Origin of the sequence: Geotalea daltonii FRC-32 (assembly GCF_000022265.1) — a bacterium.
Classification (GTDB): Bacteria; Desulfobacterota; Desulfuromonadia; order Geobacterales; family Geobacteraceae; genus Geotalea; species Geotalea daltonii.
The window spans coordinates 1-20,510 of record NC_011979.1; the positions used below are offsets into that span (position 1 = coordinate 1).

Consider the following 20,510-nt stretch of genomic DNA (forward strand, 5'->3'; position numbering starts at 1 on the left):
TTATCCCTTTTGGAAAATTTACCTTGCAAATTAAAGGTAGCTTTGTTACATTTCAACCACCATCGGCTAGATCAAAATATCTCTCCTTTTAGAAATGTAACAGACTGAAATTAATATGTTTATTTTTTCAACATCTGTTGATAAATCTGTTTAAAAGTCACCTATCCAAGAAGGTCATATTCAAATGGAAAAGATTTGGCTTGAAGCCCAATCGAACATAAAGAAGGTCCTAACTCCGCAGACCTACAACACCTGGATCAAACCAATTCATTTCCACAACGTCAGTGACACCAATCTGACACTGGAAGTTCCCAGCAAATTCATCAAGGAATGGGTCACTGAAAAATACCTTTCCATCATTATAGAGGCAATATCCTCTCTTACCAACATCAAATATCAAGTTGATTTCAAAATAACGGAAAAATCCCAGGTGGAGAAAAAAAAGGTCGACCTTCAGGCTACTGAGAAGATCGAAAATGACTCCACCAGAAATGTTGATTTCAATACCAATCTCAACCCTAAATACACTTTCGATTCCTTCGTCTGCGGTGCCAGCAATCAGTTTGCACATGCCGCTTCCCAGGCAGTGGCAAACAACCCGGCCTGCAATTATAATCCTCTTTTCATTTATGGCGGCGTCGGCCTCGGCAAGACCCATCTTCTCATTGCAATCGGTAATCAGATCAGGGAAAACAATAAAAAAGCGAAAATTTGCTATTACTCATCTGAAAAATTCATGAATGAGATGATCAATTCCCTCCGCTATAAAAAAATGGATGAATTTCGCAATAAGTTTAGAAAAATGGACATTCTCCTCATCGACGACATTCAGTTCATGGCGGGAAAAGAAGCTACCCAGGAAGAGTTCTTCCATACCTTCAATGCATTATACGAATCGCACAAACAGATAGTTGTTACCTCGGATAAATTTCCCAAGGATATTCCTGGTCTTGAAGAAAGGCTCCGCTCGCGCTTCGAGTGGGGTTTGATCGCCGACATCCAGCCTCCCGACATTGAGACCAAGATAGCGATCTTAAAGAAAAAATCAGACTTGAACTCCATTACCCTGCCCAACGATGTGGCCCTTTTTCTTGCATCGAGTGCCACTAGCAACGTCAGGGAACTGGAAGGCATGTTGATCAGACTTGGAGCTTATGCGAGCCTCACCGGCAGTGAAATCAGCCTGAACATGGCCCGCGACATTCTGAAAGATATAATTGTCGAAAAAACCAAAGATATTACCGTAGAAATGATACAGAAACACGTTGCTGATCATTTCAAAATCAAAGTATCGGAGCTAAAATCGGACAAAAGGTTGAAAACCTTCGTAATTCCGCGCCAGATAGCCATATACATCAGCAGGGAACTCACCAAGGCCTCCTATCCTGAGATTGGAGAGAGATTCGGAGGTAAGGATCATTCTACAATCATACATTCGGTTAAAAAAATCGAGAAACAGATGGAAAATGACCTGGAGATAAAAAACACTGTGGAAAAGATGAAGAAGGAATTGATGAGTTGATGGGAAAAGCTGTTAATATTTCCCGACAGCTGTTGACAATTTAAGCGCGATGTTTAAAAACCTCCCAGCTGTCGTAACTGCCAACAATCTTATAAAGTGAAAAAAATACGTAACTTCGGCTAATTAGCCATTGTATCAACATATCCACAGCCACTATCTACTACTACTTAAAAGATTTAAAATATATTATTCGTATGTGACATGGAGGAGTAGATGGAATTCAGCATCAGCAAAGAAACATTCACCAAAGCCTTACAGAAGATCCAGGGAATCGTCGAAAAAAGAAATACTATGCCCATCCTTTCCAATGCCCTCATTGAAGCAAGCAATGGCTTGTTGCATATTACGGCTACCGACCTTGAAGTGGGCATGAAAAGCTCATACCCTGTAACAATTGCCAAAGAAGGAAAGATTACCGTAGCGGCAAAGAAAATTTACGAGATTATAAAAGAGCTTTCCGATGAAGAAATAACCTTTTCCACAAAAGAAAATGACTGGATAGAAATCCATTGCGGCAAAGCTCACTTCAACATAGTCGGCCTTTCACCCGATGAATTTCCCTATTTTCCCAAGGTAAACGACAACATTTTCGTTAATCTCAGCAACAACTTTTTGAGTGAAATGATTGAAAAGACCTCCTATGCAATCTGCACCGACGAGAGTAAATTCAATCTCAACGGAATTTTCATAAAAGCTGCCAGCGAAGAAGGCAGAAATGTCATCAGGATGGTTGCCACCGATGGACATCGGCTGTCAGTCACAAATAAGGAATTTGAAGGGGCCATTAGCAACGAACTGAGCAAAGGGGTCATATTTCCCAAAAAAGGGATTTATGAGTTGAAGAAGATTGCAGAAGAAGAAAGCGGCGACATAATGATGGGCTTCATGGATAACAGCGCCGTAATCAAGAAGGACAATACGGTTATTGTCATGCGCCTTATCGACGGGGAGTTTCCCGATTACACCAAAGTGATCCCTGCAAACAACGACAAGAAAGTAACAGTGTCCCGTGAGGCCCTGCTCCATTCACTCAGGAGGATGGCCATCCTCTCCAGTGAAAAATTCAAAGGTATAAAACTGGATGTACGAAGCGGCAGTATCGAGATTTCTTCCAGCAATCCCGAGTTGGGTGATGCCAGGGAGGAGCAGGAGGTTCTATACGATGGCACTCCCTTGTCGGTGAGGTTCAACGCCAGATACCTGATCGATGTTCTGACTGTCCTCAGGGATGATCAGGTTGAGCTGGATCTCAGGGATGAGTTATCTCCAATAATAATGAAACCGATAGCAAAGGATGATTTCATGTCGGTGATCATGCCCATGCGTCTCTAGAACTTTCCCTATCTAAGAAGGTTCAGCCACAGGGGACCAGCTCCCTGATAAGGCCCCTCTCGAAAGGAGTGGCCTTTTTAATGAAATAACAGTTGAGATGAAATTAAATAAAATATATCTTCAGTCGTTTAGAAATCTTCAAGAGACCATGCTGATGCCGGCTCAGCATTTCAATATTTTTTACGGCAATAATGGTCAGGGCAAGACAAATCTCCTTGAATCCATCTTTATTATGGCAACTATGAAATCCTTCAAAACTGCAAGGAGCAGCGACCTTGTGCGGTGGGGTGCCATCAGCAGCCTTTTAAAGGGCTGGGTGGAGCGGGATGGAGTAACTAGAGAAATAGCTGTTTTCCTGGATAACCAGGGTAAAAAAATAAGGGTAGACCAGAAGGCTGTTACCAGAATAGATGATTTTTTTGGCCATCTGAATGTGGTGGTATTCACTCCGGAAGAAGTGAACATGGTCAAGGGCCTGCCGGAGCTGAGAAGAAAATATCTGGACAGGGCTGTCTTCAGCAGTGATATCACCTATCTTTCCGTCTATCATGCTTACAGCAAGATCCTGAAAAACAGGAACATGCTTCTGAAAAGGGGAGAAAAGGCCAGCTTTGACATCTGGACTGAAAAGCTTGTCGAACAGGGAAAAAATATCATCCTTTCCAGGCTTGCCTATCTCGACGCCCTTCGAGACTTGCTTAAACGCTTTTACCGCGAGATATCGGGAAATGAAGAGGCCGTGGATATAAGCTACAGGCCTTATCATATGGATTTGGCTGACTGTAGAGGCGATGTGGCTGATGCTTTTGCAGAAGCCCTTGCTAAAACGGCGACGGAAGAAGAGCGCCGGGGAACGACCCTGGCAGGGCCCCACAGGGACGATGTGGAATTCATTCTCAACGGCAGACCGTTGAAACAGTTCGGTTCACAGGGACAGCAGAAGAGCTATGTGCTTGCCTTAAAAATGGCAGAAACTGAATACTTGCAGAAGAAATTCCACAGCCAGCCAATCTTTCTCCTGGATGATCTCAGCTCCGAGCTGGATCAGGAAAGGAAAAAAAACCTGATGGAGTTCCTGAAGAAAAGAGATATGCAGGTTTTCATCACAACCACGTCTCTGCAGAATATTAACGTTGATGAAATAGAAAACTACAGGACCTACCGGATTGAAGAGGGAAAGGTTCTACATTGAGGGACAACGATGAGCAATGACGAAACTTCCAAAGATTACGGTGCGGACAAGATCAAGGTGCTGGAAGGTCTTTCTGCGGTAAGAAAAAGACCAGCCATGTATATCGGGTCAACCTCCATCCAAGGGCTGCACCACCTTGTTTACGAGGTGGTTGATAACTCCATCGACGAGGCACTGGCTGGCCACTGTGATGACATTGCGGTGACTATCAATGTTGACGGGTCTGTAACCGTCGTAGACAACGGTCGCGGTATTCCTACAGATATGCATCCAACAGAAGGGAAATCTGCAGCGGAGGTAGTACTGACAGTACTTCACGCCGGTGGAAAATTCGATAATACTTCCTACAAGGTTTCTGGTGGCCTTCATGGCGTCGGAGTTTCGGTTGTCAATGCCCTGTCGAAGAAGCTGGAGCTGGAAATACGCCGGGATGGAAAAATATTCAAACAGTCCTACCGTTGTGGTGACCCCCAGGGTCCGCTGGAAGTGGTGGGCGAAACAAAGAAACGCGGCACCAAGATCATCTTTTTTCCCGACGATGAGATTTTCGAGACAACGGAGTTTTCCTTCGACATTCTCTCACAGCGCTTGCGGGAACTGGCATTCCTCAATGCCGGAGTAAAGATAAAGATAGTTGACGAGCGGACTGAAAAGGTGCATGAGTTCTTCTATGAAGGGGGTATACGGTCCTTTGTCGAATATTTGAACAAGAACAAGACCCCTATCCATCCCCAGCCGATATTCATCAACGGCGAAAAGGGTGGTGTGGAGATGGAAATTGCCATGCAGTATAACGATTCCTACGACGAGAAGGTGTTCTCCTTTGCCAATAACATCAATACCCATGAAGGCGGAACCCACCTTGTAGGTTTCAAGGCAGCCCTCACCCGCACCATGAACACCTATGCCAACACCAATAACCTGCTGAAAAACGTCAAGGAGAACATTTCCGGAGAAGACCTGCGTGAAGGGTTGACGGCTGTCATATCGGTAAAGATATCCCAGCCCCAGTTCGAGGGGCAGACCAAGACCAAGTTGGGTAACTCTGAAGTGAAGGGTTATGTGGAAACTTTGATGAACGAAAAGCTGGCAACCTACCTGGAGGAAAATCCGCAGATCGCCAAACGTATTCTGGAAAAATCCATCGATGCGGCCCGGGCCAGGGAAGCCGCCCGTAGAGCCCGCGACCTGACTCGGCGCAAGGGAGCGCTGGAGGTTGGAACACTGCCGGGCAAGCTGGCCGACTGCCAGGAAAAGGATCCGGCATTGTGCGAGCTTTTTTTGGTCGAGGGTGATTCTGCAGGTGGATCGGCAAAACAAGGGCGGGACCGTAAATATCAGGCCATACTCCCCCTCAAGGGAAAGATCCTCAACGTGGAGAAGGCGCGCTTCGACAAAATGCTCTCTTCCCAGGAGATACGCACCCTGATTGCGGCACTTGGCACCAGTGTCGGCAAAGGGGACTTCGACATCGCCAAGCTCCGTTACCACCGCATCATTATCATGACCGATGCCGACGTTGACGGCTCGCACATCCTGACTCTGCTCCTGACCTTCTTCTTCAGGCAGATGCTTGAACTGATCGAACGTGGATACCTCTACATTGCCCAGCCTCCTCTTTACAAGATCAAACGCGGGAAGAAGGAGCAATATCTGAAAAATGAGGCGGCGCTGCAAAGCTACCTGTTAGAGGAGGGCACCGAAGATCTGATCCTCCGTTTTGGGAGCGATGAGCGCACCTACCGTGGGAAACAGATCATCCCCCTGCTCAGGCAAATCATCGAACATCAGTCCCTCTTCGGCAAGGTAGTGAAGAAGGGGGTTAACGAGGAACTGCTGAAGATTTTCCTCAAGAGCGGCGTAAAAAGCGGGCTGGAAGAAATAAGCGAACTGGAGCCTTACCTGGCAAGAATGAAGGAGAACTTTCCCGATGCTGATTATATGCCGGGGGATCAGAAGATTATCTTCATGCTGGGGAATCTCAGGGTCAGCATAGATCAGCACATCTTTGACGCCATCAATTCCTATGAATATGACCTTCTGGTTGAAAGTCAGCGCAAGGTGGAAACCATCATGGGCAACGAGTCGGCAACGGTAGCCACCGAAGAAAAGCAATTGCTTGAAACGGAAAGCCATGAGGAACTGCTGGCATTTTTCCTCGAAACGGCTAAAAAAGGGCTGTATATCCAGCGTTACAAAGGTTTGGGAGAAATGAATCCTGAGCAGTTATGGGAAACCACCATGCATCCGGAGAACCGCTTACTGCTCCAGGTGAAGATCGAGGACACTGTCGAAGCAGAAGAGATATTTACCGTCCTTATGGGTGATCAGGTGGAACCGCGGCGCGAATTCATAGAGTTGAACGCACTGAACGTTTCCAATCTGGACATTTGATGACACAAGGGTGCTTTTCCGCCCTTATATGCCAATTGCAAAGAGGTCGTAATGCTTACTCAAACTAACAAGGTAGCGGTCAACATAGAAGATGAAATGAAAAGGTCGTACATGGATTACGCCATGTCCGTCATTATCGGACGGGCGCTTCCCGATGTGCGCGACGGTCTGAAGCCTGTTCACCGGCGCTGTCTCTATGCCATGTATGACATGGGCAATGATTACAATAAGCCATACAAAAAATCGGCCCGTGTCGTTGGTGATGTCATCGGTAAATATCATCCCCATGGCGATACGGCGGTTTACGACACACTGGTGCGCATGGCCCAGGATTTCTCCCTCCGTTATCCGCTTGTTGATGGTCAGGGGAACTTCGGATCCGTTGACGGAGATTCTCCGGCAGCCATGCGTTATACGGAAATCCGCATGTACCAGCTTGCCCACGAACTTCTGGCCGACATCGACAAGGAAACGGTGGAGATGGGGCCGAACTACGACGACTCGTTGAAAGAGCCGCTGGTTCTGCCGGCCAAGTTCCCCAACCTGCTGGTCAACGGCTCTTCAGGTATTGCCGTCGGTATGGCGACCAACATTCCTCCCCATAATCTGGCAGAGGTCATTGACGGTATCGTTGCTGTCATCCACAATCCTGAGCTGACCTTCGAGGAACTTATCGCACTCATTCCAGGGCCTGATTTCCCTACCGCCGGCTTCATCTATGGGCGGGAAGGGATACTTTCAGCCTACTCTACCGGCCGTGGTATCATCCAGATGCGTGCCAGGGCCATCGTTGAAACCCACAAGAAGACCGAGCGCCAGTCCATCGTCGTCACCGAAATTCCCTATCAGGTGAATAAGGCAAGGCTGGTTGAAAAGATCGCCGAACTGGTCAGGGAAAAGAAGATCGAAGGTATTTCCGACCTGCGGGACGAATCGGACCGTGAAGGGATGCGGGTCGTTGTCGAGCTGAAAAAGGACGAGAATCCACAGATCGTTCTCAATCACCTTTACAAGCAGACCCAGATGCAGTCCTCCTTCGGCATCATCATGCTGGCCATCGTCAACAACCGGCCGAAGGTTCTTACCCTGCGCGAGACTATCAATCATTTCATCGACCACCGCCGGGAGATCGTCACCCGCCGCACTATCTTCGATCTGAAGAAGGCCGAGGCCCGTGCCCATATCCTGGAGGGCCTGAAAATCGCGCTGGACTGGCTAGATGCCGTGATCGAACTGATCCGCGGGTCTAAAAACCCGGCGGAGGCCAAGGAAGGGCTCATGTCCGGCATTTTTTCCGACGAGGAATGGCTGAAAAAGCTTGGCCTTTCCCTGCCGGCAAATCATGCCGAATATGCCAAACCGGTCATGCTTTCCGAGCTCCAGGCCCAGGCCATCCTTGAGATGCGACTCCATCGCCTCACCGGCATGGAGCGGGACAAGATCATCGACGAATACCACGAGATCCTTCGGTATATAGCCCGTCTCAAGGAGATTCTCGCTTCGGAAACGGAGATCCTGAAGATCATTGTCGGCGAACTTCTGGAGCTGAAAGAGAAGTTCGGCGACAAACGGCGCACCGAGATCATCGATCAGACGGCGGAAATATCCCTAGAAGACACGATCGTCGAAGAGGATATGGTGGTGACAATTTCCCACACCGGATACATCAAGCGTAATGCGGTGACCATGTACCGTGCCCAGCGCCGTGGCGGCAAGGGCAAAACCGGCATGAAAACCAAGGAAGAGGATTTCGTAGAGCAGCTGTTCATCGCCTCTTCCAAGGATTACCTGATGTTTTTCACCGATGCGGGCAAGGTTTACTGGCTGAAGGTCTATGAAATCCCGGAAGCAGGACGGGCTACCAGGGGCAAGGCTATCGTCAACCTGCTCAACCTTTCCGCCAATGAGAAAATTACAGCCATCCTCCCGGTCAAGGAGTTTGCCGCCGACAAATTCATCATGATGGCCACCCGTCACGGTGTGGTGAAAAAGACGCCGCTTATGGAATATTCCCATCCGCGCCTGGGGGGGATAATCGCCGTCAACCTGGACGAAGGGGACAAGCTGATCTCGGTAGCGCTCACTGACGGCCGCCAGGATGTGCTGCTGGCCTCAAGGAACGGCAAGTCCATCCGCTTCAAGGAGTCGGATGTCAGGACTGTTGGCCGGGTATCCCGAGGGGTGCGGGGCATGACCCTGGAAGATGACGATGTGGTCATCGGCATGGAAATCATCAACGAAGAGTACACCGATTCCACTCTCTTCACTGTCACCGAAAACGGTTTCGGCAAACGGACCGAGCTTGGGGAATACCGCTGTCAGTCCAGAGGGGGCAAAGGGATCATCACCATCAAGACCACCGAACGTAACGGCTGTGTCGTCGATATCAAGCAGGTGGTGGACGAAAACGACCTCATGCTCATCACCGATCAGGGGAAAATCCTGCGGGTGCCGGTGGAAGGATTTTCGATCATCGGCCGCAACACCCAGGGTGTACGCCTGATGGTGACCGAGGACGACGAGCGGGTGGTGGCTGTTGCCCGGCTGGCCGAGAAAGAAGAAGATGACGCCGACGAATCCACTGATGGGGGCCTGGACACAGAGGTGGAAGAACAGGAATAAGCCGATTTCGGATTTCTCCAGCCCAGTTCCATCTGAAGGATGCAATGCACCTGCGAAAAATAGATACAAGCCTTAATGACCGCCGTGGCATTCTTCGCCAGCTGGAAAGAGTGAAAGAGGAAAATATCAGTCTCGATGAGCTGGAAGAGATTGGCAGGTCCCTGAAAAAAAACGGGAAGTCCGCCCTTCGCCCCCTGGTGCGAAATCTCTGGCTGGAGAGGCGCGGTGACCTGATTTCAAGGTATACCTATCTTCTGGATTTTTTCGAGGATGAAGTCTGGATCGACCAGCTCATTCAGATTGCCCTGAAACGCAGGGACCTGGACCATGATGCCAAGGCGGCAATACTGGCGGCACTGGAAGGCTATGGTGTCGATGTGAGTCATCCTCCCTTTTCATACTTGTTCGCCGGTATCGCCAATAGCGCATCCATATCCGTACCGGAAGTACTGGACCGTGGTGAAGAAGGACTCATTTCTTTTATGGAAGAATTCCTTCTCTACCCGCAGGAAATCCGGTTGATGGTGATTGGACGGCTGCCGGAAGTTGGCAATCCCAAGGTGGTCGATTTGCTGCAGATTCTGCTCAGGCTTGATGATGGTGGGGTAACGCCGGCAACACTCGCTGCATTGGGAAGAATCAGGGAAAAAGCATCTGCAGAGCTGCTGAGAAAATACTTGTCCCAGGCTGCAGAACCGTTGGCCGGGGTCGCAGCCCGAAGTCTGCGCCGGCTCTCTTTTCTTGGGGTCGATGCCGGTAATCTTTCAGAGCAGGATACCTCCCTCCCCTTTCACATCTGCTGTGCCGGACCGCCCGATGGAGACGGCTATCGTACGCTGTTTTTTTCCCGCACCAGTGGTGGGGACACCTTTGCCATTCTCTGTCTGCAGATCCATGAATTGATCGGCATAGTCGGAGCCAGGGGCAGTGCTTCGGTGGTCGGGTCGGAACTGGAAGAAGAACTTGCCGAGCTGCACGGCGAGGAAGAGGTAGTACCTGTTGAAGCGGATTATGCTCTTTGCCTGATGCAGGATGCACTGTACCGGAACAGGGAGACCGGTACGGAACTGCCGGCAGAGTTTTATGTCCGTAGCGGCATGTTCAGTCGCGGCCAACTGGTGCCGGCCATCTATGAACCCCCTTTGCAACCGACGAAGGCAAAGATTCGCCTGACCAATAATTGCCTGGATGAAATAGCAGATGACGATTTCTTCTCCTGCTGGTTCATGACCGACAGCAGTGTTTATGGCTATGCCGCCGAATGGCGCGACCTCCAGCTCAAGTGCAGCGGCAGAGAGCTGACCCGGGGGCTTGAATTGATCCTGGCGCGGTTTTGTCAGGAACTTTTTCCGCACTCAGTTGAACGAATCCACCGGCGGCTGCTCCTGGTGGCAGATTTGATGCGCCGGGTGGGGCGTGACCCCCGGCTTGCCGAAAAGACGGCGGCCCTTGCCGGTAACGTTGTTGAATTTAAGCTGCCGTACCACTTTCACCCATTCTTGCGACGACTTGCCTTGGAAAGTATGGATATGGCTCGCGAGGCCATGGAAGAGGGTTTCGATACCCGCCGCTATGAATCGGAATCTGGCGAAGAATGGGATGATTGAGTGGCTGAGAACCAACGAAGTCCCTGGTAAGACAAAAGATCGGAGAAAATGATGCTTATACCTGAAAAAATCGGGGTAATAGGGGCTGGCAGCTGGGGGACGACCCTGGCGGACCTTCTGGCAAAAAAAGGCCATGATGTTACGCTATGGGCCTACGAGCCGGAGCTGGTGGTGGAAATGGCCCGGACACGGTACAACAGCATTTTTCTTCCAGGAATATCGCTTTCGCCGGTACTCAAGTTCACAAACCTTCTGCAGGAGGCTGTGGCGGACAAAGGGCTGCTGCTGTTCGTCGTGCCGTCCCAGGTGACCCGCCGCGTGGTGAAAAACGCCCTTCCCTTTATGTCCCCTTCCGCAATCATTGTCAGTGCTTCCAAGGGCATAGAGGTGGATACGCTGATGACCGTTTCCCAGGTATACCGGGAATTGCTGCCCCATGAGCTTTACGCCAACTTTTCCGCCCTCTCCGGCCCAAGTTTTGCACGGGAAGTGGCTCAGGAAATGCCCACAGCGGTTGCGGTCGCTTCCGAAAGGGGCGACATTGCCAGGAAAGTTCAGCAGATATTCAATACCCGCAAGTTCCGCGTCTACACCAACAACGACGTTGCCGGGGTTGAGCTGGGGGGGGCAATCAAAAATGTCATTGCCATTGCAGCCGGTATATCTGACGGACTTGGCTTTGGCCACAATACCAGAGCCGCCCTGATTACCCGCGGACTGGCGGAAATGACGCGCCTTGGCCGGGCTCTTGGCGCCAAGGAAGCGACCTTTGCCGGTTTGGCAGGGATGGGAGATCTGGTCCTCACCTGTACGGGGGATCTTTCGCGCAATCGTACCGTCGGCATGCAATTGGGGCAGGGAAGGCGGCTGGCCGAGATTCTCGGTGAAATGCGCATGGTTGCAGAAGGTGTGAAGACGACGGAGTCGGCTTATAATCTGGCGGCCAGGCTCAAGGTGGAGATGCCTATTACCGAAAAGGTCTATGAAGTGCTTTATCAGGACAAACCGGCGCGCGAAGCAGTCCTGGAGCTTATGACTAGAGATCTGAAAGCGGAAGATTATTAGACAGTCAGCCGGATTCTTGTCGCAAGTCCTTTCCTTTCCATAAATATCTTGCCAGGCAAAAGGCCACTTATGCAATTCAGCCTCAGCATAAGAAGCAAACTTTTTCTATCCATACTGCTCATTCTTGTAGTCTCCTATACAACCCTCCTCTTTACCACCGTCGAAGGGCTCGAAAGCCATATCGAACACGATATCGGCAAGGGGCTGGAAGCACATCTCAATTATGCCCGCAGTCAGTTTTACGTCCGTGCCGAGCAAATCAAATATTCCCTGATGCAGCCGATTATGGCTCCTCCTGTGCAACAGCACTTGATCAGGCGGGATTCCGTCTGGTTGAAGGACGCCATGCGCCGCTGGAAAAAGGTACTCCCCTTTGTTGATGTGCTCACTATTATCGATCCACAAAACAGGGTCATTGCTAGATACAATAATCAACAGCGCGGCGACCTGTTCGGGATCCATGAGATCGTCAGGCAGATGTACAGGGACAAGAAAGCGGTGATATCCATCGAACTGGTGGATAAGGAATTTCTGCAACAGGAAGAAGATCCTGCCGGCACCGATACGGAAGCAATGGTGGTGTTGGTCGCGATTCCAGTTTTCAATGCTGACGGGACATTACTTGGGGGAGTCGTCGCCGGAGACAAGATCAACAACGATCCGTATCTCCCCTTCCAGATCCAGGAAATCTTCGGCGAAGAGGCAGAGGTGGCGGTGAGCCAGCGTGGTATGCGCATTGCCAGCAACCGTGCGGAAGACAACATCCAGACTGCTACCGTGGAATCCCATGTCATCGAAAGATTGCAAAAGGGCTATTCCTACCGGGGCAAGGCGGAAATCGGCAACAATGCATATGAGACGGTCTTCGAGCCATTGACCAACAGTCGCGGCGAATTTGTCGGCTCGCTTTCAGTGGCCCTGTCCAGGGAAAATATGCAGAAGATACGGGTGGACAGCCTGAAAAACATACTGATGTCGGCAATTGTCGGCATCCTGCTCTCCTTTGTCATTGCCTTTATTGCCGCACGAAAGTTCGCCGGGCCGATCCTCGAACTGGCAAACGGGGCCAGGCGCATAGAGTTAGGGGACCTGAGTCAGCGTGTAATGGTGAGGAACAATGATGAGATCGGAGATCTGGCCGGTTCCTTCAACAGGATGGTGAATGCCCTGGCCGAAAGGGACAGCATCATTTCCAGGAAGAACAATGACCTGCAGGAACTGAACGGGCTCCTGGAAAAGAAGGTGTCCCTGAGAACCGCAGAACTAAGCATGGAAATGGGACGGCTCGAAACCATCCTGACCAGCATGGTGGAAGGGGTGCTCGTTACCGACAGCGACAGCCGGGTTATCCTGTTCAATCCGGCAGCGCAGGCGATTCTCGGTATTGTTCCTTACAAGGTCATAGGTCAGTCCATCGAACAGCTAGGCAATTCAGGGGAGTTTTCCAACCTTGTGCGGTGTATCCAGGAGATCAAGGAGACATGGGGCCCGGTTGCCAGCCGACAGGAGGATCTTACCCTGAAAGGGAAAAAACTGAAGATAAACCTGGCACCCATGGCTCGGGAAGGAAATGAGTTTGCAGGAATCGTCATGTCTCTCAGGGACATAACAGCGGAAGAAGAGATCGATCGGATGAAAACCGAATTCATATCGACCGTTTCCCATGAGCTGAAAACACCCCTTACCTCCATGAAGGGATCGCTACAGCTGCTGCTCAACAGGGGCAAATGGCTGACCGAAACGGAACGGCAGCTCCTCTCCGTCTGCCTGCGCAATACCCAGCGTCTCATAAGGATGATCAGCGAAATACTCGATATCTCCAGGATGGAATCCGGAGGGATGGATTTCACGTTCAAACCTCTTTCCATGGGAGAACTGGTGGTCTACGCCATAGAGGAGATAAAGACTTTCGCCCATAACCGGAGTATTTCCATCGTCAACAGCCTTGGGGATCATCTGCCGCTTGTATATGGCGATCACGACCGGTTGATCCAGGTTCTGACAAATCTCCTTTCAAATGCGGTTAAATTTTCCCCGGAAGGTAAAATAGTCATGGTACTTGCAGAAAGGGAAGGAAACTATCTGGTCGTTTCAGTGACCGATCGGGCCAGGGCGATCCAATGGTCAGACCGGGAGAAGCTTTTCAAAAAATTCCAGCAGCTTGAATCGGACCAGCCAATGCAGGGGGGCACGGGACTGGGGCTTGCCATCTGCAAGGAAATCATCGAAAAACATCACGGCAAAATTTATTACAATGCCGGTAAAGAAGGGGGTAATGTCTTCTCCTTCACGGTACCAATATACGAGGAAAACCATGGCAAATAAAAAGATACTTATTGTTGATGATGAGCCGGATATAGCTCTTATTCTCAAGCTGCAGCTGGAGGATGCCGGATACAGAACCGCCATTGCCAGGGATGGTGTAGAAGGGCTGGAGGCGATTGACCGTGACCGGTTTTCCCTGGTGCTGCTTGATATCAAGATGCCGCGCATCGATGGCCTGCAGATGCTTGAGAGGGTCCAGAACCTTCATCCGGAGGTTGCGGTTGTCATGATGACAGCCCACGGTAGTGAGGATATAGCCGTGGAAGCCATGAAGAATGGTGCATTGGATTACATAGCCAAACCCTTTTCCACTGAGGATGTGCTGCAGAAGGTGGAACGGGCAATTCAGCTGAACAAGGCAAAAAGGGACAATATCCGGCTGCAACAGCAGCTGGATGAAGAGCGACAAAAAATGGAGGCCGTACTGCAGGGGATGGCAGACCTTCTTCTGGCCGTGGATCCGGAGGGAAGAATAATCACGGTTAACCTCAAGTCGGAACAGGTGCTGGGCCTTAACCGGGACCAACTTCTGGGCATGCCTGTGGAAGAGGCCTTAAGGGCCGATATCGCCGCGGAGTCCATTCCCTGCCGTGTGGTTCTGAGGAGCGGCCAGCCCTGTCTGGACGTTTACTATACGATACAGGCAGAGACTGCGGCGATCCCGGTTTCTTCCAGCGCTTCGCCTTTGTTCAACGCTTCCGGCCAACTTACCGGCAGCGTGGAGATCATTCGGGACATTTCGGCATACAAAGCGTTGGAACAGGAAAAGGAAGACTTCGTCAGCATGCTGTCCCACGACCTAAAGGCGCCGATTACTGCAGTTGTCGGTTCGGTGGACTTGGTGCGGGAAGGGCGCCTGGGGCCGGTAAACGAGGACCAGAGGGAATACCTGGAATCATCCATGGAAAGTTGTGCCGAGATGGTAGAGATGATCGATACCCTGCTGGGAGTGCATAAATTCGAAGCGGGGAAGATGCTCATGCATTTCAAGGAAGAGATGCCAAGCCAACTCATCCAGCGGACCATGACCAGGTTTCTGACTGTAGCAAGAAGAGCGCAGCTCAGGCTCTTTGCTACGGTACAGGACCACCTGCCGGCAATTTCCGCTGATCGTGCCACCTTTTCCAGGCTTCTTGGCAATCTTATCTCTAACGCGCTGAAATTTACGGCTGAGGGAGGTGAGATCGAGATTTCCGCTGTGGCCGTAAACGATCCGGAAACGATCAGAGGAAAGATTCCGGCAAGATACGGAGCGCAAAAGCTGACCCTGGACAAACCGATGGTCCAGATAACGGTCAGGGATACCGGCGAAGGGATAGCCGAAGATTCTCTGGAGGATATTTTCGACCGTTTCGTTCAGGCCAGGAACCGGCGCCAGGGCAAAAGCAGCGGAACCGGTCTGGGATTAACCTTCTGTAGAAAGGTTATGGATGCCCATCAGGGCTTTATCTGGGCAGAAAGCATCGTTGGCCGGGGAAGCCGGTTCATCATGCTGTTTCCGGCGATAGTCGAATCAGACGAGGTAGAGCATCATGAATAGCTGAAGATCGAGAGGCTTATGGAACGGGCATTCAAAATCTCGCTGAAGATCACTGTTATCTACATCCTGGTGGGAGCAGTCTGGATCCTCTTTTCCGATGAACTGCTTGCATACCTGGTGCAAGATGTTCGTACCATCAAGCTCGTTTCAATTTCCAAGGGATGGTTCTTTGTGGCCGCCACCGGGTTGATGCTTTATTTTCTGGTCAGGCGCCATATGCTCCTTCTTATTCGGTCTGAAACTGCTGTCAGGGAGCGTAACCGGGAGCTGGCCAGGACAGAAGAGGAATTGCGCCGCCAGATCGTCGAGCAGCAAAAAACGGAAGCGAAACTGCACGGCGCAAACCAGAGGTTAAGGACACTGTTTCATACTTCACCGCTGGCCATAGTAGCCCTGGACCCGGGCGGCAGGGTAACCCAGTGGAATAAAGCTGCACAATCGCTTTTTGGTTGGACAGCTGAGGAAATCAAGGGGAGCCCCTACCCTCTTCTTCCTGAATGGAGCTTGGAAGAGCAAAGACAATTCATGGAAAAGACCCTGCGGGGGGAAGTATCCAATGACATTCAGGTACGCCGGAAGAAGAAAAACGGGGAACTGCTGGATGTGAGCCTTTCCATAGCTCCGACCCGTGACGCAGACGGAGCCGTTACCGGCATTATGGCCATATTGGCTGACATCACCGAGCGCAGAAAGGCGGAAGAGGCTTCACAGGCCTCGAAACAACTCTATGTGGAGCTGGTCGATTCCATAGATGGCATCGTCTGGGAGCTTGATTACAAAACCTTCTGCTTCACTTTTGTCAGCAAAAGGGCGGAGGAACTGCTCGGCTATCCGGCAGAAGAGTGGCTGAAGAGCAGTTCCTTCTGGCAGGATCATCTTCATCCTGCAGACCGTGACGGAACGGTTCGCCTCTGCCTCGCAGCCTCGGATCAGGGCAAGAACCACGAACTGGTCTATAGATTCCTTGCCGCCAACGGTGATTACGTCTGGTTGCGCGACATCGTCACCGTCAGCACCGAAAAAGGCCATGTGGCGAAGCTGCGTGGCGTCATGTTTGACATCACCACACAAAAGATAGCAGCGGAAGCCTTGCTGGCCTCGGAAGAGCGCTACCGCAGCCTTAATGCGGAGCTTGAAAAACGGGTTATGGAACGCACTGCTCAGCTGGAAGAGGCCAACAGGGAGCTTGAATCCTTCAGTTACTCGGTCTCCCACGATCTCAGGGCACCCCTACGCCATATTGAAGGTTTCAGCCAGCTGCTCCTGGAAGACTACGGGAAACAGCTAGATGAAGAAGGACAAAGCCATTTGCTGCGCCTGAAACGAGCCAGCCAGCGCATGTCGCAGCTTATCGACGATCTGCTGGAGCTGTCGCGGGTCACCCGGTCAGAGCTGAATTGCCAGGCGACGAATTTGAGCAGAATGGCGCACCTGGTTCTGCTTGAATTGGGGCAATCCCAGCCAGAGCGCAAGGTGAAGTGGGAAATAGCCGAAGATGTCATGGCCGATGGTGATGCAAGGTTGCTCAGGGTTGTCATGGAAAATCTTCTCGGCAATGCTTGGAAATACACGGCAAGAAACGAGGAAGCCATCATTGAATTCGGTAGCTATATGGACAGGGGAGCTGCCATCTATTATGTCAGGGACAATGGGGCAGGTTTCGATATGAAGTACGCAGACAAGTTGTTCGCCCCCTTCCAGAGATTGCACAGAACTGAAGAATTCGAGGGAACCGGGATTGGGCTGGCCACAGTGAAAAGGATTGTCGGCAGGCACGGTGGAAGGATCTGGGCTGAAAGTGCGCCAGAGGCGGGAGCAACTTTTTATTTCACGCTGTCCGGGGTGGGGGAATGAAGCGACCATTGAGAATTCTTTTGGTGGAGGACTCGGAAGAAGATGTGCTGCTCTTGCTCAGGGTGCTGAAAGATGGAGGCTTTGAGCCTGTCTGGCAAAGGGTGGAGACTGCGGCAGATATGGGTCGCGCTCTCGCCGAACAAAAATGGGATCTGGTGATCTCCGATTACAACATGCCCCAGTTCGATGCCCTTGAAGCCCTGAATATTCTTCATGGAAGCAATCTGGACCTACCTTTCATTATCGTTTCCGGTAAAATCGGCGAGGATCTGGCAATTGCAGCCATGAAATCGGGAGCCCACGATTACCTGATGAAAGACAACCTTTCCCGGCTTATGCCCGCTGTTGACCGTGAACTCAGGGAGGCCGCCGACCGGCAGAAGCACAGGTCAGCACAGGAAGACATCCGACGGGGGAAGATGCAGTGGGAGGCAGTTTTCGATTCGGTTTCCGACCTTATTATCATCACCGACACCGAGGGGCGGATAACCCTGCTGTTCTTATGCCGACATTCTCGGACGGAATATCGGCAGGCTCTTTTATGGTGAGGAAAACATTTCATCCAGGACCTTTCTCTTTCCCCACAAATTTCATGCAGCGGCTGAAGAGGATCTTGTCTTTCCCCTGCTTAACGGCTGGTTCAGTGTTGCCAGCTATCCGATGAATGTGGAGAATGAGCCGGTCGGCATTGTTTTCATCATCAGGGACATTACCAAGCGTAAACGGATGGAGGAAGAAAAAAGGGTCATCGACCGGGAGCTGTTGACACTTTATGCCATTGCTTTCCGGCTTAACACCAAGCAGAGCCTGGAAAAGATCATGGAGGACCTTCTTTTTCAGCTGCATAACATGCTCCGTATCGAGTTTTCCTGCATCCAAACCCTGCGCCATAAGGAATTGAAGCTGACTGCCTCTCTGGGGCTCGATCCGGAGCTGGAAAAGGTGTTGAAGAGCCTTCCCGTGGATACTCCGTGGGTTAAAAGCATGCTGAAGGGCAAGTTGGCCAAAGCCAGAACTCCGGCCAGACTTCTTCCGGCCAACGTGGCCCAAGCCATAACCCGAGTGGGCATTACCGCCTGGTGCACCATTCCTCTCAGGATTGGAAGCGAAGTAATCGGGGTGATGATGGTTGCCTCCAGTGCCAAGAAGAGTTACTCCGACCGCGAGGTTTTCCTGCTGACCCTGATTGCAAACCAGTTGGCTGTCCTCATAGAAAACTACACCCTTTACGATCAGATGCGGGAAAAGGCCACGGAGCTGCAAAGGAGCCGCAAGGCGCTCAAGGAAAATCTGCTTGAGGTCAAGCGGGCAAACATAGAGCTTGATCGTCTCAACGTGGCCAAAAACAATTTCATCGGCATGGCCTCCCATGAGCTGAAAACGCCTATCACCTCCATAATGGGAGGAGTACAGTTCCTTCTCAAATACGGCGGCTTGCAGATGACCCCGGAGCAGGAGAACATCCTTATTTCAGTCTATGAGGGAATAGGTCAGCTGAAGTGTCTGGTGGAAAACCTTCTCTCCATTTCGAGAATTGAGGCGAAGGAGATAATTCCCCATAAAAAGCCTCTCCGACTGCTTGTGCTCTGCAAAGAGGTGTATGGGAACTTCAGCCTTCCCCTGACCGGAAGAAAAATCACCGTCGATTTCACCGGCGCTGAAGATGAAGTGCCAGTTGATGAGAGCCTTGCCAGTCTGGCCATTAGAAACCTTCTAGAAAATGCGATAAAATTTACTCCTGATGGGGGTGAGGTTCAGATCCGGGGAGAGGTGTTGGGAAAAAAGGATATTGTCTCCCAATCCAGGACCATCGGCCCATTCTATCGGAATTTCCCCAAGAATCTTAGCGGCAGCTGCTTTTACCGTCTCAATGTTACCGATAACGGCATCGGCATCCCTGCTGAAGAACAGGTAAGAATCTTCGAAAAATTCTACGGTGTCGGGGACATTGCTTACCATTCCTCCGGTACTTCGGATTTCATGTCAAAAGGGACCGGGCTCGGCTTATCCATCGTCCGCGGCGTTATGGATGCCCATGGTGGACTGGTCTGGGTCAGCCAGAGAAAGGATGCCAACGGCAGCGTTTTTACCCTGCTCTTTCCAATGGACAGTGATTGCCTATGACAAATCCGGCAGTTTCCATCAAATCGGTGTCGAAGGCCTATGGCTCATTTGCCGCCGTGGGTAATTTTTCCCTCGAAGTGGAGCGGGGGATGATTTTTGCCCTGCTTGGGCCCAACGGTGCCGGCAAAACGACGCTGATCAAGATCCTGACCACACTCATGCGTCCGACCAGTGGCGACGCCTTCATCGAAGGCTACAGCGTTTTAGGGCAGGCCAAGCAGGTTCGCCGCCTCATCGGTGTTGTGCCCCAGGAAAACAACCTGGACCGGTATCTTACCGCCAGGGAAAACCTGGTGTTTCATGCCCGGATGCATGGAATGTCTCCACACCTGTACAATCAGCGCATTGATCGCCTGCTGGAACTGATCGGTCTGGCCAACCGGCAAAACGACTTTCCCGACACCTTTTCCGGCGGTATGCAGCGGCGCCTGGTGGTGGCCAGGGCGCTGGTTCACGAACCGCAGGTGCTGTTCCTGGATGAACCGACCACCGGCCTAGACCCCCAGTCACGGCGGGTTCTCTGGGATTACATCCAGACCTTGCGCAGCCGCATGACCATCTTCCTTACCACCCATTACATGGACGAGGCAGATACATTTTGCGACCGGATCATGATCATGGACCACGGTAAGGCACTGGTTGACGGCACAGCTTCTGCCCTCAAAGAAGCCCTTTCCCGTGCCCATATCTACGAAGTGGAGTTTCGCAATCATAGTGACCATTATGAAGAGATCCTGCACAGCTTGTCTTTCGTCGATTCCCTGGAGCGGAACGGCAATATTTTTCGTCTGGCCCTGGCCGGCGAAGAGAGCCTCAAGCCATTGATGGACTGCCTGGGCAGCAACGATGTGCGCAAGATTTGCCTTCAGGAGCCGACCCTTGAGGATGTCTTTCTGGAGCTGACCGGGCGCACCATAAGAGAATAGACGGAGG

13 protein-coding genes are annotated in these 20,510 nt (G+C 51.1%); all 13 read left to right on the forward strand.

Features of this window, described 5'->3' with window-relative positions; all coding sequences use genetic code 11:
- Positions 1–184: 184 nt before the first annotated feature.
- Positions 185–1,522: a chromosomal replication initiator protein DnaA gene (gene dnaA, locus GEOB_RS00005; RefSeq protein ID WP_012645108.1), complete on the forward strand. Its 1,338-nt coding sequence runs from the start codon at positions 185–187 to the stop codon at positions 1,520–1,522.
- A gap of 213 nt (positions 1,523–1,735) precedes the next feature.
- Entirely contained in the window at positions 1,736–2,854 is a 1,119-nt protein-coding gene (gene dnaN, locus GEOB_RS00010) for a DNA polymerase III subunit beta (protein ID WP_012645109.1), read from the forward strand.
- 97 nt (positions 2,855–2,951) lie between these two features.
- A complete protein-coding gene (recF, locus tag GEOB_RS00015; RefSeq protein ID WP_012645110.1) occupies positions 2,952–4,046 on the forward strand; it encodes a DNA replication/repair protein RecF in 1,095 nt (364 codons plus the stop codon).
- 9 nt (positions 4,047–4,055) lie between these two features.
- A complete protein-coding gene (gyrB, locus tag GEOB_RS00020) occupies positions 4,056–6,440 on the forward strand; it encodes a DNA topoisomerase (ATP-hydrolyzing) subunit B (RefSeq protein ID WP_012645111.1) in 2,385 nt (794 codons plus the stop codon).
- A 51-nt stretch (positions 6,441–6,491) separates the two neighbouring features.
- Positions 6,492–9,062, forward strand: coding sequence for a DNA gyrase subunit A (gene gyrA, locus GEOB_RS00025; RefSeq protein ID WP_012645112.1), 2,571 nt, complete (start codon positions 6,492–6,494; stop codon positions 9,060–9,062).
- Positions 9,063–9,106: 44 nt separating this feature from the next.
- Positions 9,107–10,669, forward strand: a complete 1,563-nt coding sequence (locus GEOB_RS00030) for a HEAT repeat domain-containing protein (protein ID WP_012645113.1) — start codon at positions 9,107–9,109, stop codon at positions 10,667–10,669.
- A 57-nt stretch (positions 10,670–10,726) separates the two neighbouring features.
- Positions 10,727–11,734, forward strand: a complete 1,008-nt coding sequence (locus GEOB_RS00035) for an NAD(P)H-dependent glycerol-3-phosphate dehydrogenase (protein WP_041267206.1) — start codon at positions 10,727–10,729, stop codon at positions 11,732–11,734.
- Between the two features lie 69 nt (positions 11,735–11,803).
- A complete protein-coding gene (locus GEOB_RS00040; RefSeq protein WP_012645115.1) occupies positions 11,804–14,059 on the forward strand; it encodes an ATP-binding protein in 2,256 nt (751 codons plus the stop codon).
- Positions 14,049–15,599, forward strand: coding sequence for an ATP-binding response regulator (locus GEOB_RS00045; protein ID WP_012645116.1), 1,551 nt, complete (start codon positions 14,049–14,051; stop codon positions 15,597–15,599). The genes GEOB_RS00040 and GEOB_RS00045 overlap by 11 nt, the downstream gene beginning before the upstream one ends.
- An 18-nt stretch (positions 15,600–15,617) precedes the next feature.
- Complete coding sequence (locus GEOB_RS00050) at positions 15,618–17,453, forward strand: sensor histidine kinase (protein ID WP_012645117.1); 1,836 nt, start codon at positions 15,618–15,620, stop codon at positions 17,451–17,453.
- The gene (locus GEOB_RS20370) at positions 17,450–18,001 is read left to right on the forward strand and encodes a response regulator (RefSeq protein ID WP_230198994.1); all 552 of its coding nucleotides are present in this window, start codon (positions 17,450–17,452) and stop codon (positions 17,999–18,001) included. The genes GEOB_RS00050 and GEOB_RS20370 overlap by 4 nt, the downstream gene beginning before the upstream one ends.
- Before the next feature lie 112 nt (positions 18,002–18,113).
- Positions 18,114–19,577: a GAF domain-containing sensor histidine kinase gene (locus GEOB_RS00055; protein ID WP_230198995.1), complete on the forward strand. Its 1,464-nt coding sequence runs from the start codon at positions 18,114–18,116 to the stop codon at positions 19,575–19,577.
- Entirely contained in the window at positions 19,574–20,503 is a 930-nt protein-coding gene (locus GEOB_RS00060) for a daunorubicin resistance protein DrrA family ABC transporter ATP-binding protein (RefSeq protein WP_012645118.1), read from the forward strand. Before GEOB_RS00055 ends, GEOB_RS00060 begins: the two co-directional genes overlap by 4 nt.
- Positions 20,504–20,510 lie beyond the last annotated feature (7 nt).